The sequence below is a fragment of the uncultured Modestobacter sp. genome, from assembly GCF_947486615.1.
In the GTDB taxonomy this organism is placed as follows: Bacteria; Actinomycetota; Actinomycetes; order Mycobacteriales; family Geodermatophilaceae; genus Modestobacter.
Genome location: NZ_CANKUD010000012.1, coordinates 107578 through 124184, shown reverse-complemented (window position 1 = coordinate 124184; position 16607 = coordinate 107578). Strand labels below are relative to the sequence as shown.

Below are 16607 nucleotides of genomic sequence, written 5' to 3'. Positions count from 1 at the left end.
CCTGCTCGCCGCCGGTCACCGATCGTCGCCTCCCGGGCCGGGAGACGACCATCAGTGACCAGCGGCGGGGTCAGGCCCGGGCGGCGGCCGGCGCCAGCTGGGCGAGCGCGGCGTCGACCCGGTCCAGGGCGGCCGCGCTCGTCGTCGCGTGCACGCTCAGCCGCACCCGCTCACCGTGCCGGGTGCAGGTGACCCCGGCCCGGCCCAGCGCCGCGTGCAGCTGCGACCCGTCGACCCCGGGCACCCGGAACGCCACGATGCCGGCCCGCTCGTCCGGCGCCCGGGACGACGTCACGTCCACCCCACGCCGGTCCAGCACCGCCAGCAGCTCGTCGACCCGCGCCGCGATCCGGCCGGCCACCCACGCCGGGCCGGCCTGCTCGAGCAGCTCCAGCCCCGCGGCGAGGCAGGCCTGCGCGATCGGGCTGGTGTTCGTCGTGGTGAACCGGGCGGCGCCGTCGGCGAGGGGGTGCTCCAGCCCGTCGTAGTCGGTGGCGCCCTGCACCCCGGTCCAGCCGGCCAGCAGCGGGTCCAGCCGGTCCAGCGCGCGGTCGGACACCGCGACCACGCCGGTGCTCCAACCGCTGCGCAGCCACTTCTGACCGCCGGCGACCAGCACGTCGGCCGCCGTCCAGTCCTGCTCGACCGCGCCGACGCCCTGGATGCCGTCGACCACCAGCAGCCGGTCGCCGAGGACGTCGCGCAGCCCGGCCAGGTCGGCGCGGTACCCGGTGGCGAAGTCGACCGCGCTCACCACCAGCGCGGCGGCGTCCCCGTCGGCCAGCGCGGCCCGGACGGCGTCCGGCGTCACCGGCCCGGCCGGCAGGTCGACGACGTCCAGCCGGCCGGCGGCCTCCGCCCGCCACCAGGGGTAGAGGTTGGCCGGGAACTCCGCCGGGCTGACCAGCACCGGCCCGCGCACCGCGAACGCCGCCTGGAACAGCCCGGCCGAGGTGCTGGGCGAGTAGACGAGGTTGCCGGGCGCGAAGCCGAGCAGCCGCGACGCCGCGGCCAGCGCCCGGGCCTCGGCGCCCATCAGCTCGTCGACCGTGCCCAGGCCGGCGGTGGAGACGGCAGCCAGCGCACCGGCCCCGGCCTCCACCACCGGCCGGGACGGCGGGCCGACCCGGGCGAAGTCGAGATAGCCCTCGTCCTCGGCGAAGCAGGCCAGGTAGCCAGCGCTCACGCGGTCACCCGGGCCAGGAACGACCGGGTGCGCTCGTGCTGCGGCGCCCCGATCACCTGCTCCGGCGGCCCCTCCTCGACCACCACCCCGCCGTCCATGAACACGACGCGGTCGGCGACCTCGCGGGCGAAGGCGATCTCGTGGGTCACCACCAGCATCGTCATGCCCTCCTGCGCCAGCTCGGTCATCACCGCCAGCACCTCCCCCACGAGCTCGGGGTCCAGTGCGCTGGTCGGCTCGTCGAAGAGCAGCAGCTTGGGCCGCATCGCCAGCGCCCGGGCGATCGCCACCCGCTGCTGCTGCCCGCCGGAGAGCCGGTCGGGGTAGGTGTCGACCTTGTCGGCCAGGCCCACCCGGGCCAGCAGCTCCCGGGCGTAGGCCTCCGCCTCACGCCTGGGCACGCCGCGCACCTGCACCGGCCCCTCGGTCACGTTCGCCAGCACGGTGCGGTGCGGGAAGAGGTTGAACCGCTGGAACACCATGCCGATGTCGGCCCGCTGCCGGGCGACGTCGGCCTCGCGCAGCTCGTGCAGCCGGCCGCCCTCGTGCCGGAAGCCGATCGGCACGTCGTCCACCCAGATCTCGCCGCTGTCGGCGGCCTCGAGGTGGTTGACGCAGCGCAGCAGCGTGCTCTTGCCGGCCCCGGAGGCACCGAGCAGGACGACGACCTCACCGCGGCGCACGGTCAGGTCGACCCCGCGCAGCACCTCCAGCGACCCGTAGTGCTTGCGCAGCCCGCGGGCCCGCACGAGCACGTCGCCTCCCGCGCTCATCGGGAGCCCCGCATGAACGGCGGGGTGCGCAGCGAGCCGCCGACCTTGGCCCACACCGACCCGCGGGTGCCGACCGGCCGGATCGAGGCGTTGTAGTGCCGCTCCAGGTAGTACTGCCCGACGTTGGCCACGCTCACCACCACCATGTACCAGACGGCCACGGCCAGCAGCGTCTCCATGACCGCGAGGCTGCGGCTGGACAGCGCGTTGGCTGCGTGGATGAGCTCGGTGAAACCGATGACCGAGGCGATCGACGTCCCCTTGAGCATGTTGATGAAGTCGTTGCCGGTCGGCGGGATGATCACCCGCATCGCCTGCGGTAGCACGACGCGGCTCAACACCTTCGCCGGCCCCATGCCGATCGACTTGGCCGCCTCGGTCTGCCCGCGGTCGACGCTGGTCAGCCCGGCGCGGACGATCTCGGCCATGTAGGCGCTCTCGTTGAGCCCCAGCCCCAGCAGCGCCGCCAGGAACCCGGTCATGATCACGTTCGCCGGCTGGTCGAGCAGGTAGGCGTCGGTGAACGGGACCGGGATCGTGAACGTCGGGAAGACGAGCGCGATGTTGTACCAGAGCAGGATCTGCAGCAGCACCGGCAGACCGCGGAAGACCCAGATGTAGGCCCACGACACCCAGCGCAGCACCGGGTTGGCCGAGGTGCGCATCAGGGCCACGACCGTGCCGATGACGATCGCGCCGGCCTGGGCGATCACCGCCAGCACGATGGTGTCGACCAGACCCTCCAGGATCACGTCCTGGGTGAGCAGGTCCGGGATGCTGGCGTAGTCGATGTCGCCCCGGGAGATGGCCTGGAACAGCAGCCCCAGCACGGCCAGGACGGCGAGCCCGGCGACCCAGCGCCCCCAGTGCCGGATCCGCACCTGGGGCAGCAGCTCGCTGTCCCCCGGTGCGTCGACCGGCCTGGTCAGCGCCGCGCCGGCGCGATCAGCCACCGTTGACGGTCGCCTGGTCGACCGCGCCGGAGGTGACGTCCCACGCCTCGAGGATCTCGCCGTAGGTGCCGTCGTCGATCAGCTGCTGCAGCGCCTGCTGGATGGCGTCGCGCAGCGCGGTGTCCTCCTTGTTCAGGCCGATCCCGTACGGGCCACCGTTGATCGGGTCCTGGTCGACGGTCTCGAAGTACTCGCCGTCGCCGGCGGTCTGGGAGATGTAGACGGCGGTGGGCAGGTCGTTGAGGATCGCGTCGACCCGGCCGGTGCGCAGCTGGGTCTGGTTCTGCGAGTCGCTCGGGGTCGCCGTGACCTCCAGCGGCTCCTCGCCGTTCGCCTCGCACTCGGCGGACTGCTCGGCGGCGAAGTCCTCCTGCGTCGTCCCCTGGACGACGGCGATCGCCTGGCCGCACAGGTCGGCGCTGGCCTCGATCCCGGCCGGGTTGCCCTTCTGCACCATGATCGTGATGCCGGACTCGAAGTAGTCGACGAAGTCGATCGACCCCTGCCGCTCGGCGGTGTCGTTCATCCCGGCGATGGTGGCGTCGACCCGGCCGGTCTGCAGGCCGGTGATCAGCGAGTCGAAGGCCATGTCGGAGTACTCGACGTCCAGGCCCAGCTTGTTGCCGATCGCGGTGATGATGTCGACCTCGAAGCCGACCGGGGTCGAACCGTCCTCGGCGTAGAAGTTGTTCGGCGGCGACTGCACGTTCGAGCCGATCGACAGCGCGGTCAGGTCCGCGGGCAGCCCCTCGGCCAGCGCCGGGTCCTCCTCGACGCCACCGACGACGTCGCTGGTGTCGGGCACCGAGGAGTCGGCGCTGCTGCCGCCGCTGCCGGAGTCGGCGGCGGCGTCGTCGTCGCTCCCGCCGCAACCGGTGAGCAGCAGGGCGGTGGTGAGCGCAACCGGGACGGCGGCGCGGAGGGGCAGGCGGGTTCGGGACACGGGCTTCTCCTGGGGGTCGGGACGAACGGTCATCGGGCGTTCCGGACAGGTGGCGACGGGTCGCCCGGCGGTGGACTCGACCGCCGCACGACCAGACGGGTGGGGACGACGACCGACCGCGGCGGCAGGCCCGGTGCGGCGATCCGCTCGAAGAGCAGGTCGACCGCGGCCTGGCCGATGCCACCGGCATCCTGGGCGACGGTGGTCAGCGGCGGGTCGAGGACGTCGGCGAGGTCGAGCTCGTCGAACCCGACGTGCGCGGGGCGCGGGCCGGGGTGCTCGTGCAGGTGGTGCAGCAGCGCGACGCTGGCCCGGTTGTTGCCGGTGACCACGGCGGTCACGCCGTCGGCGGTCCAGCCGGTCACGGCCGCGGCGAGGGCGGCGGGGTCGAGCGCACCCAGGGAGACCAGGCTGTCGAGGGGCAGGCCGTCGGTGGGCAGGTCCAGTTCGGCACAGGTGGCGAGGAAGCCGTCGCGACGCTGGCGGGAGGTCCAGAACCGCTCGTCGTCGCCGAGGTAGGCGATCCGGCGGTGACCCTGCCCGGCCAGGTGGCGCACGGCCGCGGCGATGCCGCCGGCGTTGTCCGAGAGCACCTCGTCGATGCCGTGGTCGGCGCTGGGCCGGTCGAGCAGCACGGCCGGGACGTCGGGCGGCAGGTTGGCGGTGAGCACCTCGTCGCCGACCAGGTTCGGGGCGATGAGCAGGCCGTCGACCCGGCGGGCGGCGAAGGCCTGCACCAGCCGGCCGGCCCGCTCGGGGTCGCCGTCGGCGGAGCCGGTGAGCAGCAGGTAGCCGCGCTCGCGGGCGCTGCGCTCGACCGCAGCGGTGACGGCGGAGTAGAAGGAGCCGGCGAGGTCCTCCAGGACCAGGCCGATGCTGGCGGTGCTGGTGCCCCGGCGCAGGTGGCTCGCCCCGTCGTGCCGGCGGAAGCCCAGCTCGGCGATGGCCCGCTGCACCCGCTCCACGGTCTCCGGGCGCACCCCGGGCTCGCCGTTGACGACGCGGCTGACCGTCTTCTGGGAGGTGCCGGCGGCCTGGGCCACGTCGACCATCGTGGGCAGCCGGCCGGCCCCGCGAGCAGCGGTCTGACCGGCGTCGTCCGCCGATGACAACGTAGTCATCGGCTGGTCGGGTGCACCCGATGACAACGTAGTCATGCGGGGGATCGTCGGGGTGACGGCGACCACATGTCAAGGGCCTGAACGGTCCGCAACGGTTCCGTGACCGAGCGGCCGCGCTGACCACTGGCCCCTGAAGGGGCCAGTGGTCCGCGCACAGCGGGTCAGCTCTGGCTGAGCTGCAGGGTCGGGTAGTCGGTGTACCCCTCGGCACCGGCGGCGTAGAAGGTCGCCGGGTTCGGGATGTTCTCCGGGTGCGCGCCGACCCAGCGCTCGACCAGGTCGGGGTTGGCGATGGCCATCCGGCCGACGGCGACGGCCTCCGCGTGCGCGGCGTCGATCAGCTCGATCGCCTCCGCACGGGTGGTCACCGCGCCGAAGCCGCTGTTGGCGATCAGCGGGCCGGCGAAGCGGCGGCGCAGCTCCTGCACGAACTCACCCGCCGGCTCGGCGTGCAGCACCGACAGGTAGGCCAGGCCCAGTGGGCGCAGCGCGTCGAGCAGTGCGCCGTAGGTGGCCCGGACGTCGTCCCGGTCGGTCTCCAGCGCGCCCTGGATGTTGTGCTCGGGCGAGATCCGCAGCCCCACCTTGCCGGCGCCGATCGCCTGGGCGACCGCGGTGACGACCTCGGCGACGAAGCGGGCCCGGTTCTCCGGCGACCCGCCGTAGGCGTCGTCCCGCTGGTTCGATGCCGGGGAGAGGAACTCGTGCAGCAAGTAGCCGTTGGCGCCGTGCACCTCGACGCCGTCCAGGCCGGCCTCGACCGCCCGGCGGGCGGCGGCCACGAAGTCGTCGCGGACCTCGCGGGCCTCCTCGACGGTGAGCGCGTGCGGCACCGGGTAGGCCTGCTTGCCCTGCTCGGTGTGGCCGGCGCCCTCGATGGCGATGGCGCTGGGTGCCTCGACCCGGCGGCCGCCGTTGACGTCGGGGTGGGTGACCCGGCCGGCGTGCATCACCTGCATCACGATCCGGCCGCCGCGGGCGTGCACCGCCTCGGCGACGCGGCGCCAGCCGGCCACCTGCTCGTCGGTGACGATGCCGGGCTGGCCGACGAAGCCCTGCGACTCGAACCGCGGGTAGGTGCCCTCAGTGATGATCAGGCCGAGGCCCGCGCGCTGCGCGTAGTGCTCGACGATCAGGTCGTTCGGGACGCCGGATGAGCCGGCGCGCATGCGGGTCAGCGGGGCCATGACGACGCGGTTGGCGAGCTCGAGGTCGCCGAGCGTCACGGGGGAGAACAGGTCCATGACCGGTGCAAGGTCGTTGCTCTGACGAACGATTCCGGCTTCCGGCCGATTGCGGCGATCGTCACGTCCTGCCCGACCGTTGGTGGAACACAACCACCTGCCGCTGCGCTGACGCCTGCCAGACGTCCCCTTCAGCGAGGAGCAGACATGGCCAGGACCTGGTTCATCACCGGCGCATCGCGCGGGTTCGGCAAGGAGTGGTCGATCGCGGCGCTCGAGCGCGGTGACCGGGTCGCGGCCACCGCCCGCGACACGTCGTCCCTGGACGACCTGGTGCAGCGGTTCGGCGACGCCGTGCTGCCGATCCGGCTCGACGTGGACGACCGGGACGCCGTCTTCGCCGCCGTCGCCCGGGCGCACGACCACTTCGGCGCCCTGGACGTCGTGGTGAACAACGCCGGCTACGGCCAGTTCGGCATGATCGAGGAGATCTCCGAGGCCGAGGCGCGCGCCCAGTTCGACACCAACGTGTTCGGCGCGCTGTGGGTCACCCAGGCCGCGCTGCCGTTCCTGCGCGAGCAGGGCTCGGGCCACGTGCTGCAGGTGTCGAGCATCGGCGGCGTCTCCGCGTTCCCGAACATCGGCATCTACAACGCCTCGAAGTGGGCGCTGGAGGGCTTCAGCCAGTCGCTGGCCGCGGAGGTCGCCGACTTCGGCATCAAGGTCACGCTCATCGAGCCCGGCGGCTACTCCACCGACTGGGGCGGTGCCTCCGCCGCGCACGCCACGGAGAACCCGGCCTACGACGACTTCCGGGTCAAGGCCGCCGAGCAGCGCAAGCAGCGGCTGGGCGGCACCCCGGGCGACCCGGTCGCCACCCGCGAGGCCGTGCTCACCCTGGTCGACGCCGAGAACCCGCCGCTGCGGGTCTTCTTCGGCGAGGCACCGCTGGGCATCGCCACCCGCGACTACGAGTCCCGGCTGGCCGAGTGGAACGCCTGGGACGCCCTGTCCAAGAAGGCCCACGGCTGACCCCGCGGACGTGACCCCTACCGGCTGACCGGCGCCGAGTGACAGCTCAGCGGGCTCTCGTGGACTGGAGAGCCCACTCAGCTGTCACTCGATGAAACCGACGCCCCCGCGGCTGCCCCCAACGGCGGGAGCGCCGCGTCCCCGGCCCCCCGCGGGGTGATCCGCGCCGAGTGACAGCTGAGCGGGGTGTCCCCCGGCACGGGAGCCCGCTCAGCTGCCACTCGATGAACCCGACGCCCACGCGCGGGCACCGGCCCCGCGGGTGTCAGTCGCTGTGCCGGGCTCCGACGACGGCGACGGCGAGCAGGCCGCCGAGCAGCCAGAACGCCGCGGACACCCCCGCCGCACCGGCGAGCAGACCGGCCGCGGCGGGGGTGCCGACCAGCCCGACCCGGTTGCCCACCAGGCGCAGCGCCAGCGCCGTGCCGCGGGCGTCGTCGGGCACCGCCCGGATGATCAACGTCATCAGCAGCGGCTGGCCCACGCCGAGCAGGAAGCCGATCAACGCCAGCAGCGCGCCGAGCAGCCACACGTTGCCGGTGGCCGGCAGGAAGGCCACGGCGATCCCCGACCCGACGGTGCTCAGCACCACCAGCCGGGCCCGCCCCAGCCGGACCAGCATCTTCTGCACCAGCACCCGGGAGGCGACGGTCGCCCCGGCCCGGACGCTCAGCAGCACCCCGACGACCGCCGGTGATATGCCGCGGCTCTCCCCCAGCAGCGGCAGGTAGGCGGTGAGCAGGTCGACCGCCGCGGCCAGCACGAGGCTGGCGAAGATGCCGGTGCTCACCGCCGGGCGGGACAGCAGCCGGAACGCCGAGGTCCGGCCGTTCGGCCGGGCGGCGGCCGCCGGGAAGCGCCGGCCGACCGCCAGCCACCAGGCCGCCGGGACCGCCAGCGCGCACAGCCCGGCGCTCAGCAGCAGCGCACGCGCAGTGCCGGTCGAGAGCTCCCCCGGCGCGGTGGCGAGCACCGCCCCGGCCAGCGCCGGCCCGACCAGCTGACCGGCCGAGACGACGGCGGTGAACAGCCCGAACCCGGAGTCCAGCCGGTCGCCGGGCAGCCGGGCGACGACGTTCTCCCCGCCGACGATGCAGCCCAGGTTGCCCAGGCCGAGCACCACGTTGCCGATGCCGAGCGCGAGCAGCGACCCGCTGGTGGCCAGCAGCAGGCAGCCGGCCACCAGCAGGACGACGCCGCTGACCAGGATCGGCTCGGGCCGCCACCGGTCGGCCGCCCGGCCCAGCGGCAGCGCCACCACCATCGGCAGCAGCGCGAACGCGGCGGTGAGCAGCCCGATCTCGGTGGCCCCGGCCCCCAGGTCGATCGCCCGGTAGGCCGACACCGGCCGGGCCACGGCGATCGCCGCCTGGATCAGCGCCATCACACCCAGCAGCTGGAACAGCCAGCGGGGCGCGCGCCCGGGCGTGGACGCGGCGGGGCCGGACGTCGACACTCCTCGACTCCCCGTCCCCGTCGGCGACCCCGTCCCGGGACCGACCCTCAGCGCATCCGCGCCCCGCGCCTCCCCGCCCGCGGGGCAGGGGGCCGATCAGCGCTCCGTCGTCCGATGCTCTCCCGCGGATCCCGACCGGCCCCGGCCCCGCCCTGAGGGCGGGGTCGTTCCTCAGTCGGTCAGGCGGCGGCCGGTGCTGGTGGAGAAGACGTGCTCCTCACCGGGGCGGATGGTCAACCAGACGTCGCCACCCTTGGCCGGGGGCTTCCGGGCGTCGACCCGGGCCACGATCTGCGACGTGTCCCCGCCGTGCAGGTGCTCGGCCAGCTGCTCGTCGGCGATCGTGGCGTAGACGAACGCGTCGGACCCCAGCTCCTCGACCAGGTCGACCCGCACCTTGAAGCCCTGCCCGGGCTGGGCGATCTCCAGTGCCTCAGGCCGGAACCCGAGCGTGACGGACTGGTCCGACCCTGCCGCGGCCACCGTCTCGCGGGGCAGCGGGACGACGATGTCACCGAGCCGGGCGCCGCCCTCGACCAGCGGCACCTCGGCCAGGTTCATCGCCGGCGACCCGATGAAGCCGGCGACGAAGACGTTGGCCGGGCGGTCGTACATCTCCCGCGGGCTGGCGACCTGCTGGAGCAGACCGTCCTTGAGCACCGCGACCCGGTCGCCCATGGTCATGGCCTCGACCTGGTCGTGGGTGACGTAGACAGTGGTGATGCCCAGCCGGCGCTGCAGCGAGGCGATCTGGGTGCGAGTCTGCACGCGCAGCTTGGCGTCGAGGTTGGACAGCGGCTCGTCCATCAGGAACACCTGCGGCTTGCGGACGATCGCCCGGCCCATCGCGACGCGCTGGCGCTGACCACCGGAGAGCGCCTTGGGCTTGCGGTCCAGGTAGGGCTCCAGGTCCAGCAGCTTGGCCGCCTCGACGACCCGCTCCCGACGCTCCTCCTTGCCCATCCCGGCGATCTTCAGCGCGAAGCCCATGTTGTCCGCGACGCTCATGTGCGGGTACAGCGCGTAGTTCTGGAACACCATCGCGATGTCCCGGTCCTTGGGCTCGACGTCGGTGACATCCTTCTCGCCGATCCGGATGGCGCCGCCGTCGATGTCCTCCAGGCCGGCGAGCATGCGCAGCGAGGTGGACTTGCCGCACCCGGACGGGCCGACGAGCACCAGGAACTCGCCGTCCTCGATCTGGAGCTCGAGCGCGTCGACGGCCGGCTTGTCGCTGCCGGGGTAGAGCCGGGTCGCCTTGTCGTAGGTGACCGATGCCATGGGGAGCTCCCTTGCTCTCTGCTGTCGTACTCGTCCGGCCTGTGACTGCCGTCACCGTACGGCAAGCGCTTTCTCCGATCAATGCCCGGCGCTCAGCCGGTCAGCTCCTCGAGCCGGTCGGTCGCGAACACCAGCCCGTGCCCCGGTGCGGTCTCCGCCCGGAGGACGCCGCCGGCGATGGTCACCCCGCTGGGCTCGGCCAGCGCGCCGAGTGCGGCGAACGAGGCGTCCTCGACGTCCTCGACCATCGTGGTCAGCGGCAGGCACATCGCCAGCTGCCCGGAGACGTCCGGCAGCAGGTGCGGCGCCACCGGCACGCTCGCCGCGGCCGCGAGCTGGGCGATCCGCAGGAACGGGGTGATCCCGCCGACCCGCACCACGTTGGGCTGGACGACGTCGGCGGCGCCGGAGGCCAGCAGTGCCCGGTACTGGAACGCCGTGTAGACGTTCTCCCCCACCGCGATCGGCACGCCCAGCCCGGCGTCGTGCAGCCGGCCCAGCGCCGGCAGGTCGTCGGCGACCAGCGGCTCCTCGACCCAGTACAGGTCGAAGGGGGCCATCGCCCGGACCGCGCGCAGCGCCGTCGGCAGGTCCCAGCGCTGGTTGGCGTCGACCATCAGCCGCCGGTGCGGCCCGAGCACCGCCCGGACGGCGGCCACCCGCTCGACGTCCTCGGCCAGGTCGGGGCGGCCGACCTTGATCTTCACCGCGGTACAACCGTCGGCGACCCAGCGCTCGGTCTGGGCGACCAGCTCGTCGAGGGAGTAGTGGAAGTTGACCCCGCTGCCGTAGACGGCGACCGAGTCGCGCCGGCGGCCCAGGTGGTCCACCAGGCTCTGCCCGGCCGCCTTGGCCGAGAGGTCCCACAGCGCGGTGTCGACGGCGGCGATGGCCATCGTGGTCAGCCCGCCGCCGCCGGCCTCGTGCAGGTGCCACCACAGCCGGTCCCAGACGACGCCGGGCTCGACCGGCCCGCCGACGACCACCGGGACGACGTCGTGGTCGACCAGCGCCTGCAGCGCCCGGGCCCCGATCGACGGCGTCCAACTGAAGCCGGTGCCGGTGCGCCCGTCGCTGGTCTCCAGCTCGGTGACCAGCAGGTGCAGCGCCGGCACATCGGCGCCCCAGGGGCGGGACAGCGGGAGCCGGAACAGCCGGCTCGACAGCCGGGTGACGGTGGTCATCGCAGCTCGGTCCGCCAGCTGCGGGACGCCGTCCAGCCCAGCAGGCGCTCCGCCTTGGCGCTGCTGAACGCCGGGCTGGTGCCGGTCAGCCCGGCGGCCAGCTCGGGCGCGACCCCGGAGAACTCGGGCAGCAGCTCGGCCAGCGGCGCATCGGCCAGCGCGTCCTGGGCGCCGACGAAGTACACCTCGCCGTTGGGCACCTCGCCCGCCTTGCGCAGCAGCGTGTCCAGGAAGTCCGCGCAGTCCCGGGCGTCCACGTAGTTGAACAGCGTGACCCCGCCGTACCGGGGGTCGGCGATCCGCTCGCGCACGGTGTGCCCCTGCTGGGTCGGGGCGCCTGCCCACTCCTCCGGCGCGATCACGAAGCACGGCCGGAACGCCGCCAGCCGCACCCGGTCGCCGTACTGGGCGGCGAACATCTGCATGGTCTGCTCGGCGGCGAGCTTGGACAGCCCGTAGGCGTTCCACGGCCGCGGCGGGTGGTCCTCGTCCAGCGGGAGGTACCGCGGCGTCCACCCGGCGGGGCTGCCGTAGCCCATGACGGTGGGGCTGCTGGCGGTCACCACCGTGCCGACGCCGAGGTCGATCGACGCCTGCAGCACGTTGTAGGCCAGCGCGCTGTTGGTGGCGTGGATGACCGACTCGGGCCGGCTGAACGGGACGGCGATCGCGGCCAGGTGGACGACGGCGTCCGGCCGGTACCGGGCCATCACCCCGTAGGCCTGTCCGAGGTCGGTCAGGTCGGCCGGGAACGTCGCGGCGGCCTTCTCCAGCGGCGCCGCGGTCACGTCGACCGAGATCACCTCGTGGCCGGCGTCGGCCAGCCCGTCGACGACGCTGCGGCCCAGGCGACCGGCACCCCCGGTGACCAGCACCCTCATGCGGGCACCACCACGTCGAGGTAGCGCTGCTTCACCGTCTCCACGACCTCCGCCTTCGGCTGGGCCCAGACGTCGGCGTTGAAGATCTCCACCTCGACGTCCCCGGTCCAGCCCGCGGCCTCGACCGCGGCGACGAACGGCGGGAAGTCGATCACGCCGTCGCCCATGTACCCGCGGGCCATCAGCGCGTCGGCCGGGATCGGCATCAGGAAGTCGCAGACCTGGAAGGAGGCAATCCGGTCGCCCGCGCGGGCGATCGAGGCCCAGACCTCCGGGTCCCACCACAGGTGGAAGGTGTCGACGACCACGCCGACCTGCGCCGACGGGAAGGGCGCGGCCAGGTCGAGGGCCTGGGCGAGGGTGGAGAGCACGGCCCGGTCGGCGCAGTACATCGGGTGCAGCGCCTCCAGGGAGAGCCGCACCCCGCGCTCGCCGGCGTAGGGCGCGAGCTCGGCCAGCGCCTCGGCCACCCGCTCGCGGGCACCGGCCAGGTCACGGGAGCCCGCAGGGAGCCCGCCGACCACCATCACCAGCGACTCGGCGCCCAGCGTGGCGGTCTCGTCGATCGCGCGGCGGTTGTCCTCGAGCGCCGCGGCCCGGGCGGCCGGGTCGGTCGCGGTCAGGAACCCACCACGGCAGTGCGAGGTCACCCGCAGACCGGCGTCCCGGATGAGCTTCGCCGAGCGCTCCAGGCCGAACTCGGCGACCGGCTCGCGCCAGGTGCCCAGCGCGGACAGCCCGGCGGCGGCCACCCCGTCGACGAAGTCGGGCATCGACCAGCCCTCGACCGTCTTGTGGTTGATCGACAGCCGCGCGAGCCGCGGATCGCCGCTCACTGTTCGATCCCCACGGTCTGCAGGTAGGTGCGCATCCGGCCGGCGGCCAGCTCCGGGTCGGGCAGCAGCCCGGCCGCGTCGGCCAGCCGGAACACCTCGGCCAGGTGCTGGGGGCTGCGCGAGCTCTCCAGCCCGCCGACCATCCGGAAGCCGGGCTGGTGGCCGGCCAGCCAGGCCAGGAAGACGATGCCGGTCTTGTAGTAGTACGTCGGCGTGCCGAACAGGTGCCGGGACAGCGCCACCGTCGGCTCGAGCAGCCGGTCGTAGGCGGCGACGTCACCACGGTCCAGCGCCTGCAGGGCGGTGGACGCGGCCGGGGCGATCGCGTCGAAGATGCCCAACAGGGCGTGCGAGTACGACTCGCCGTCCCCGCGCACCAGGGACGGGTAGTTGAAGTCGTCGCCGGTGTAGAGCCGGACGCCGGCGGGCAGCCGGCGGCGCATGTCGACCTCGTGCGCCTCGTCGAGCATGGAGACCTTGATGCCGTCGACCTTGGCGCTGTGGTCGGCGATCACCTGCAGCACCGTGTCGGTGGCCTCGGTGAGCTGTGCCGAGCCCCAGTAGCCGGCCAGCGCGGGGTCGAACATGGGCCCGAGCCAGTGCAGGACCACCGGCCGGGACACCTGCTCCAGCAGCCGGGCGTAGACCTTGGCGTAGTCCTCCGGGCTGCGGGCGACCCGGGCGAGCTGCCGGCTGGCCATCAGGATCACGGTCGCGCCGGCGTCCTCGACCACCTCGATCTGCTCGAGGTAGGCGGCCAGCACCTCGTCGGTGCTGGCCAGGTCGGCCGGCGCCTGGTCGGTGCCGGCGCCGCAGGCGAGCAGCCCACCGCAGGCCCGGGCCTCGGCGGCCGAGCGGCGGATCAGCTCGGCGGTGGTGCTCCAGGGCATGCCCATGCCGCGCTGGGCGGTGTCCATGGCGTCGGCGACGCCGAGGCCGTAGGACCACAGGTGCCGGCGGAAGGCGAGGGTCGCCTCCCAGTCGACGTCCACCGGTGCGCCGGGGGTGTTGTCGCCGAGCGGGTCGGCGACCACGTGCGCCGCGGCGTACGCGGTGCGGCTGGTCAGCGGGCCGTCGGGGCGGGTGAAGTCGCCGGGCCGGCCGAGCCGGTGCTCGCCGACCGTGCCGTCGGACCGGGGCAGCCGAACGGTCGGCCCGGTCACACCGACACCTCCGGGATCTCGATCCGGCGGCCCTCTGCGGAGGACTGCAGCCCCAGCTCGGCGACCTGCACGCCGCGGGCGCCGGCGAGGAAGTCGTAGGGGTGCGGGGCGTCCTCGAGCACGTGGCGGAGGAACTGCTCCCACTGGGCGCGGAAGCCGTTGTCCAGGTCGGCGTTGTCCGGCACGACCTGCCACTGGTCGCGGAACCGCTCGGTCACCGGCAGGTCGGGGTTCCAGACCGGCTTCGGGGTGGTCGCCCGGTGCTGGACCTTGCACTCGCGCAGCCCGGCCACGGCGCTGCCCTCGGTGCCGTCCACCTGGAACTCCACCAGCTCGTCGCGGTAGACCCGCACCGCCCAGGAGGAGTTGATCTGCGCGATCACGCCGCCGGGCAGCTCGAAGATGCCGTAGGCGGCGTCGTCGGCGGTGGCCGCGTAGGACTGCCCGTGCTCGTCGATCCGGGTCGGGATGTGCGTGACCGCCTTGGCGGTGACCGCCGCCGGCCGGCCGAAGAGGTTCTCCAGCACGTAGGACCAGTGGCAGAACATGTCCACGACGATCCCGCCGCCGTCCTCCTTGCGGTAGTTCCAGCTGGGCCGCTGGGCCTCCTGCCAGTCGCCCTCGAACACCCAGTAGCCGAACTCGCCGCGCACCGACAGGATCTGGCCGAAGAAGCCGCCGTCGATCAGGCGCTTCAGCTTCACCAGGCCCGGCAGGTACAGCTTGTCGTGCACGACGCCGTTCTTGACCCCGGCCTCGGCGGCCAGCCGGGCCAGCTCCAGGGCGCCCTCGAGCGACTCCGAGGTCGGCTTCTCGGTGTAGATGTGCTTGCCCGCGGCAATGGCAGCCTTGATCGACTTCTCCCGCGCCTGGGTCACCTGGGCGTCGAAGTAGATCGGTGCGGAGTCGTCCCGCAGCGCCTCGTCCAGGTCGGTGGTCCACCGCTCCACGCCGTGCAGGGCGGCCAGCTCGGCCAGCTTGCGCTCGTTGCGCCCCACCAGGATCGGCTCGGGCACCACCCGGCGGCCGTCGGCGAGCTCCAGCCCGCCGGCGTCCCGGATGGCGAGGATGGAGCGGACCAGGTGCTGGCGGTAGCCCATCCGGCCGGTGACGCCGTTCATGATGATGCCGATCGAGCTGGACACGGTGCTTGCCTCCGAGGCGGGTGTGGTGGTCATCGGGTGCTCCCGGCGGAAGCCGCTGCCGACGCAGGACGCAGCGGGATGCCGAAGTCGGTCAGGTGCACGACCTGGCCGGTGGTGAGGGACTGGTTGGCCGCCGCGCCGACCAGCACGCTGCGGACGCCGTCGAGCCAGCCGGCCGCCTGGCCGAGCGGGTCGGGGCGGGTACCGGGGCGGAACAGGTCGTCCAGCAGCAGCGCGTCGCCGCCGCCGTGCGCCCCGGGCCCCTCCGGGACGTCGATGCGCTGGGCGGTCTCCCAGCGTCGCTGCAGCACCAGTTCGGAGCCCTCGGCGCGGACGCCGGACGCCGCCTGGACCTCCTCGGGGGTGGCGCTGGGGTCGACGGCCACGCCGAACCCGCCGATCACGCCGTCCGCGGCGAGCACCGCGGCCCGCTCGACGACCGAGAGCTCGATCCGGCCCTCGGTGCCGTTGATGCTCACCCGGTAGCCCTCCCACGGGCCGTGGGCGTTGAGCGAGTAGCTGAGCATCGGGCCGCCGGCGTACTGCATGAGCAGCGCCATGTTGTCCTCGATGGTGATGCCCGGGGAGAACACGTCCTGGTCGCGGATGTAGCCGTCCTCGGCCTCCGCGTCCAGGTACAGCTGGCGCAGCCGGTCGTTGCCGGCCAGGTCGAGGGCGAACGGGTCGCCGCCGGCGTCCGGGGCGCCGTGGCTGCGGGCCGGGCGCTCGCCCAGGCCGCGCTCCTTCGCGTTGGCGTCGCCGTAGAACCGCAGGTCGCCCAGGGCGAAGACGGTCTCCGGGACGCCGCCGACCCACCAGTTGACCAGGTCGAAGTGGTGGGTGGCCTTGTGCACGAACAGCCCACCGGACAGCGACTTGTCCCGGTGCCAGCGGCGGAAGTAGTCGGCGCCGTGCACGGAGTCCAGCACCCACTCGAAGTGCACGGAGGTGACGGTGCCGATGGCGCCCTCGGCGATGAGCCGGCGGACGGCGGTGTTCCGCGGCGAGTAACGGTAGTTGAAGGTGACCACGAGGTCCCGGCCGCTGTCGGCGACGGCGTCGGCGATGGTGCGGCAGCCGGCGGCGTCGGTGGTGAGCGGCTTCTCGGTGATCACGTCGTACCCGGCGCGCAGCGCCCGGGAGATGTGCTCGGCGTGCGTGTGGTCGACGCTGGCGACGATGACGGTGTCCGGCCGCTCGCGCTCGAGCATCAGGTCCAGGTCCTGCGGCGCATAGGCCGGCAGCGGGGCGGCGCCGGGGTGGGCGGCAGCGAACTGGCGCTGGTAGTACGCCATCCGGGTGGTGTTCGGGTCGCAGAGGGCGACCAGCTCGCCGACGTCGGCGTGCGAGCCCAGCAGCGCGGCGACGTACATCTCGGCGCGGTGGCCGGTGCCGACGATCGCGTAGCGACGCGGCGCCGGGGTCGGGTCGATGGTGGTCACGTCTCCCTCTCGGCGGTGCAGCACGGG

At 73.6% G+C, this 16607-nt stretch carries 15 protein-coding genes; 1 reads left to right on the top strand and 14 read right to left on the bottom strand.

Going from position 1 to position 16607, the window contains the following annotated elements:
- Window positions 1–70: 70 nt before the first annotated feature.
- The 6 genes from Q1A09_RS19330 to Q1A09_RS19305 form a co-directional block, all read right to left on the bottom strand.
- The gene (locus Q1A09_RS19330) at window positions 71–1186 is read right to left on the bottom strand and encodes an aminotransferase class V-fold PLP-dependent enzyme (protein ID WP_299958788.1); all 1116 of its coding nucleotides are present in this window, start codon (window positions 1184–1186) and stop codon (window positions 71–73) included.
- Window positions 1183–1959 (bottom strand): amino acid ABC transporter ATP-binding protein, encoded by a 777-nt coding sequence (locus Q1A09_RS19325; protein ID WP_299958786.1) that lies wholly within the window; start codon window positions 1957–1959, stop codon window positions 1183–1185. The genes Q1A09_RS19330 and Q1A09_RS19325 overlap by 4 nt, the downstream gene beginning before the upstream one ends.
- The gene (locus tag Q1A09_RS19320) at window positions 1956–2912 is read right to left on the bottom strand and encodes an amino acid ABC transporter permease (protein WP_299958783.1); all 957 of its coding nucleotides are present in this window, start codon (window positions 2910–2912) and stop codon (window positions 1956–1958) included. Before Q1A09_RS19320 ends, Q1A09_RS19325 begins: the two co-directional genes overlap by 4 nt.
- Complete coding sequence (locus tag Q1A09_RS19315) at window positions 2905–3855, bottom strand: ABC transporter substrate-binding protein (RefSeq protein ID WP_299958780.1); 951 nt, start codon at window positions 3853–3855, stop codon at window positions 2905–2907. Before Q1A09_RS19315 ends, Q1A09_RS19320 begins: the two co-directional genes overlap by 8 nt.
- A gap of 29 nt (window positions 3856–3884) precedes the next feature.
- A complete protein-coding gene (locus Q1A09_RS19310; protein WP_299958777.1) occupies window positions 3885–4976 on the bottom strand; it encodes a LacI family DNA-binding transcriptional regulator in 1092 nt (363 codons plus the stop codon).
- Between the two features lie 161 nt (window positions 4977–5137).
- Window positions 5138–6220: an alkene reductase gene (locus Q1A09_RS19305; protein WP_299958775.1), complete on the bottom strand. Its 1083-nt coding sequence runs from the start codon at window positions 6218–6220 to the stop codon at window positions 5138–5140.
- 147 nt (window positions 6221–6367) lie between these two features.
- Here Q1A09_RS19305 and Q1A09_RS19300 point away from each other — a divergent pair, with 147 nt between their 5' ends.
- Complete coding sequence (locus Q1A09_RS19300; RefSeq protein ID WP_299958772.1) at window positions 6368–7192, top strand: SDR family oxidoreductase; 825 nt, start codon at window positions 6368–6370, stop codon at window positions 7190–7192.
- Between the two features lie 265 nt (window positions 7193–7457).
- Here the strand turns inward: Q1A09_RS19300 and Q1A09_RS19295 are convergent, their stop codons facing one another.
- From Q1A09_RS19295 to Q1A09_RS19260, 8 genes are all read right to left on the bottom strand, one after another.
- The gene (locus Q1A09_RS19295; protein WP_299958769.1) at window positions 7458–8648 is read right to left on the bottom strand and encodes an MFS transporter; all 1191 of its coding nucleotides are present in this window, start codon (window positions 8646–8648) and stop codon (window positions 7458–7460) included.
- A gap of 171 nt (window positions 8649–8819) precedes the next feature.
- Window positions 8820–9929, bottom strand: coding sequence for an ABC transporter ATP-binding protein (gene ugpC, locus Q1A09_RS19290; protein ID WP_299958766.1), 1110 nt, complete (start codon window positions 9927–9929; stop codon window positions 8820–8822).
- A gap of 92 nt (window positions 9930–10021) precedes the next feature.
- Window positions 10022–11113 (bottom strand): mandelate racemase/muconate lactonizing enzyme family protein, encoded by a 1092-nt coding sequence (locus tag Q1A09_RS19285; protein ID WP_299958763.1) that lies wholly within the window; start codon window positions 11111–11113, stop codon window positions 10022–10024.
- On the bottom strand, window positions 11110–11994 hold the full coding sequence (locus Q1A09_RS19280; protein WP_299958761.1) for an NAD(P)-dependent oxidoreductase: 885 nt from the start codon (window positions 11992–11994) through the stop codon (window positions 11110–11112). Before Q1A09_RS19280 ends, Q1A09_RS19285 begins: the two co-directional genes overlap by 4 nt.
- Window positions 11991–12830: a sugar phosphate isomerase/epimerase gene (locus Q1A09_RS19275; RefSeq protein WP_299958759.1), complete on the bottom strand. Its 840-nt coding sequence runs from the start codon at window positions 12828–12830 to the stop codon at window positions 11991–11993. The genes Q1A09_RS19280 and Q1A09_RS19275 overlap by 4 nt, the downstream gene beginning before the upstream one ends.
- Window positions 12827–13993, bottom strand: coding sequence for a dihydrodipicolinate synthase family protein (locus tag Q1A09_RS19270; protein ID WP_299958757.1), 1167 nt, complete (start codon window positions 13991–13993; stop codon window positions 12827–12829). The genes Q1A09_RS19275 and Q1A09_RS19270 overlap by 4 nt, the downstream gene beginning before the upstream one ends.
- The gene (locus Q1A09_RS19265) at window positions 13990–15171 is read right to left on the bottom strand and encodes a Gfo/Idh/MocA family protein (RefSeq protein WP_299958755.1); all 1182 of its coding nucleotides are present in this window, start codon (window positions 15169–15171) and stop codon (window positions 13990–13992) included. The genes Q1A09_RS19270 and Q1A09_RS19265 overlap by 4 nt, the downstream gene beginning before the upstream one ends.
- Window positions 15168–16580: a Gfo/Idh/MocA family oxidoreductase gene (locus tag Q1A09_RS19260; RefSeq protein ID WP_299958753.1), complete on the bottom strand. Its 1413-nt coding sequence runs from the start codon at window positions 16578–16580 to the stop codon at window positions 15168–15170. The genes Q1A09_RS19265 and Q1A09_RS19260 overlap by 4 nt, the downstream gene beginning before the upstream one ends.
- Between the last annotated feature and the right edge of the window lie 27 nt (window positions 16581–16607).

Excerpts from the sequence above, each read along its gene's own strand:
- Q1A09_RS19325 (WP_299958786.1), bottom strand. The coding sequence starts at position 1,959 with ATGAGCGCGGGAGGCGACGTGCTCGTGCGGGCCCGCGGGCTGCGCAAG.
- Q1A09_RS19310 (WP_299958777.1), bottom strand. The coding sequence starts at position 4,976 with ATGACTACGTTGTCATCGGCGGACGACGCCGGTCAGACCGCTGCTCGC.
- Q1A09_RS19305 (WP_299958775.1), bottom strand. The coding sequence starts at position 6,220 with ATGGACCTGTTCTCCCCCGTGACGCTCGGCGACCTCGAGCTCGCCAAC.
- Q1A09_RS19300 (WP_299958772.1), top strand. The coding sequence starts at position 6,368 with ATGGCCAGGACCTGGTTCATCACCGGCGCATCGCGCGGGTTCGGCAAG.
- ugpC (WP_299958766.1), bottom strand. The coding sequence starts at position 9,929 with ATGGCATCGGTCACCTACGACAAGGCGACCCGGCTCTACCCCGGCAGC.
- Q1A09_RS19285 (WP_299958763.1), bottom strand. The coding sequence starts at position 11,113 with ATGACCACCGTCACCCGGCTGTCGAGCCGGCTGTTCCGGCTCCCGCTG.
- Q1A09_RS19280 (WP_299958761.1), bottom strand. The coding sequence starts at position 11,994 with ATGAGGGTGCTGGTCACCGGGGGTGCCGGTCGCCTGGGCCGCAGCGTC.
- Q1A09_RS19265 (WP_299958755.1), bottom strand. The coding sequence starts at position 15,171 with ATGACCACCACACCCGCCTCGGAGGCAAGCACCGTGTCCAGCTCGATC.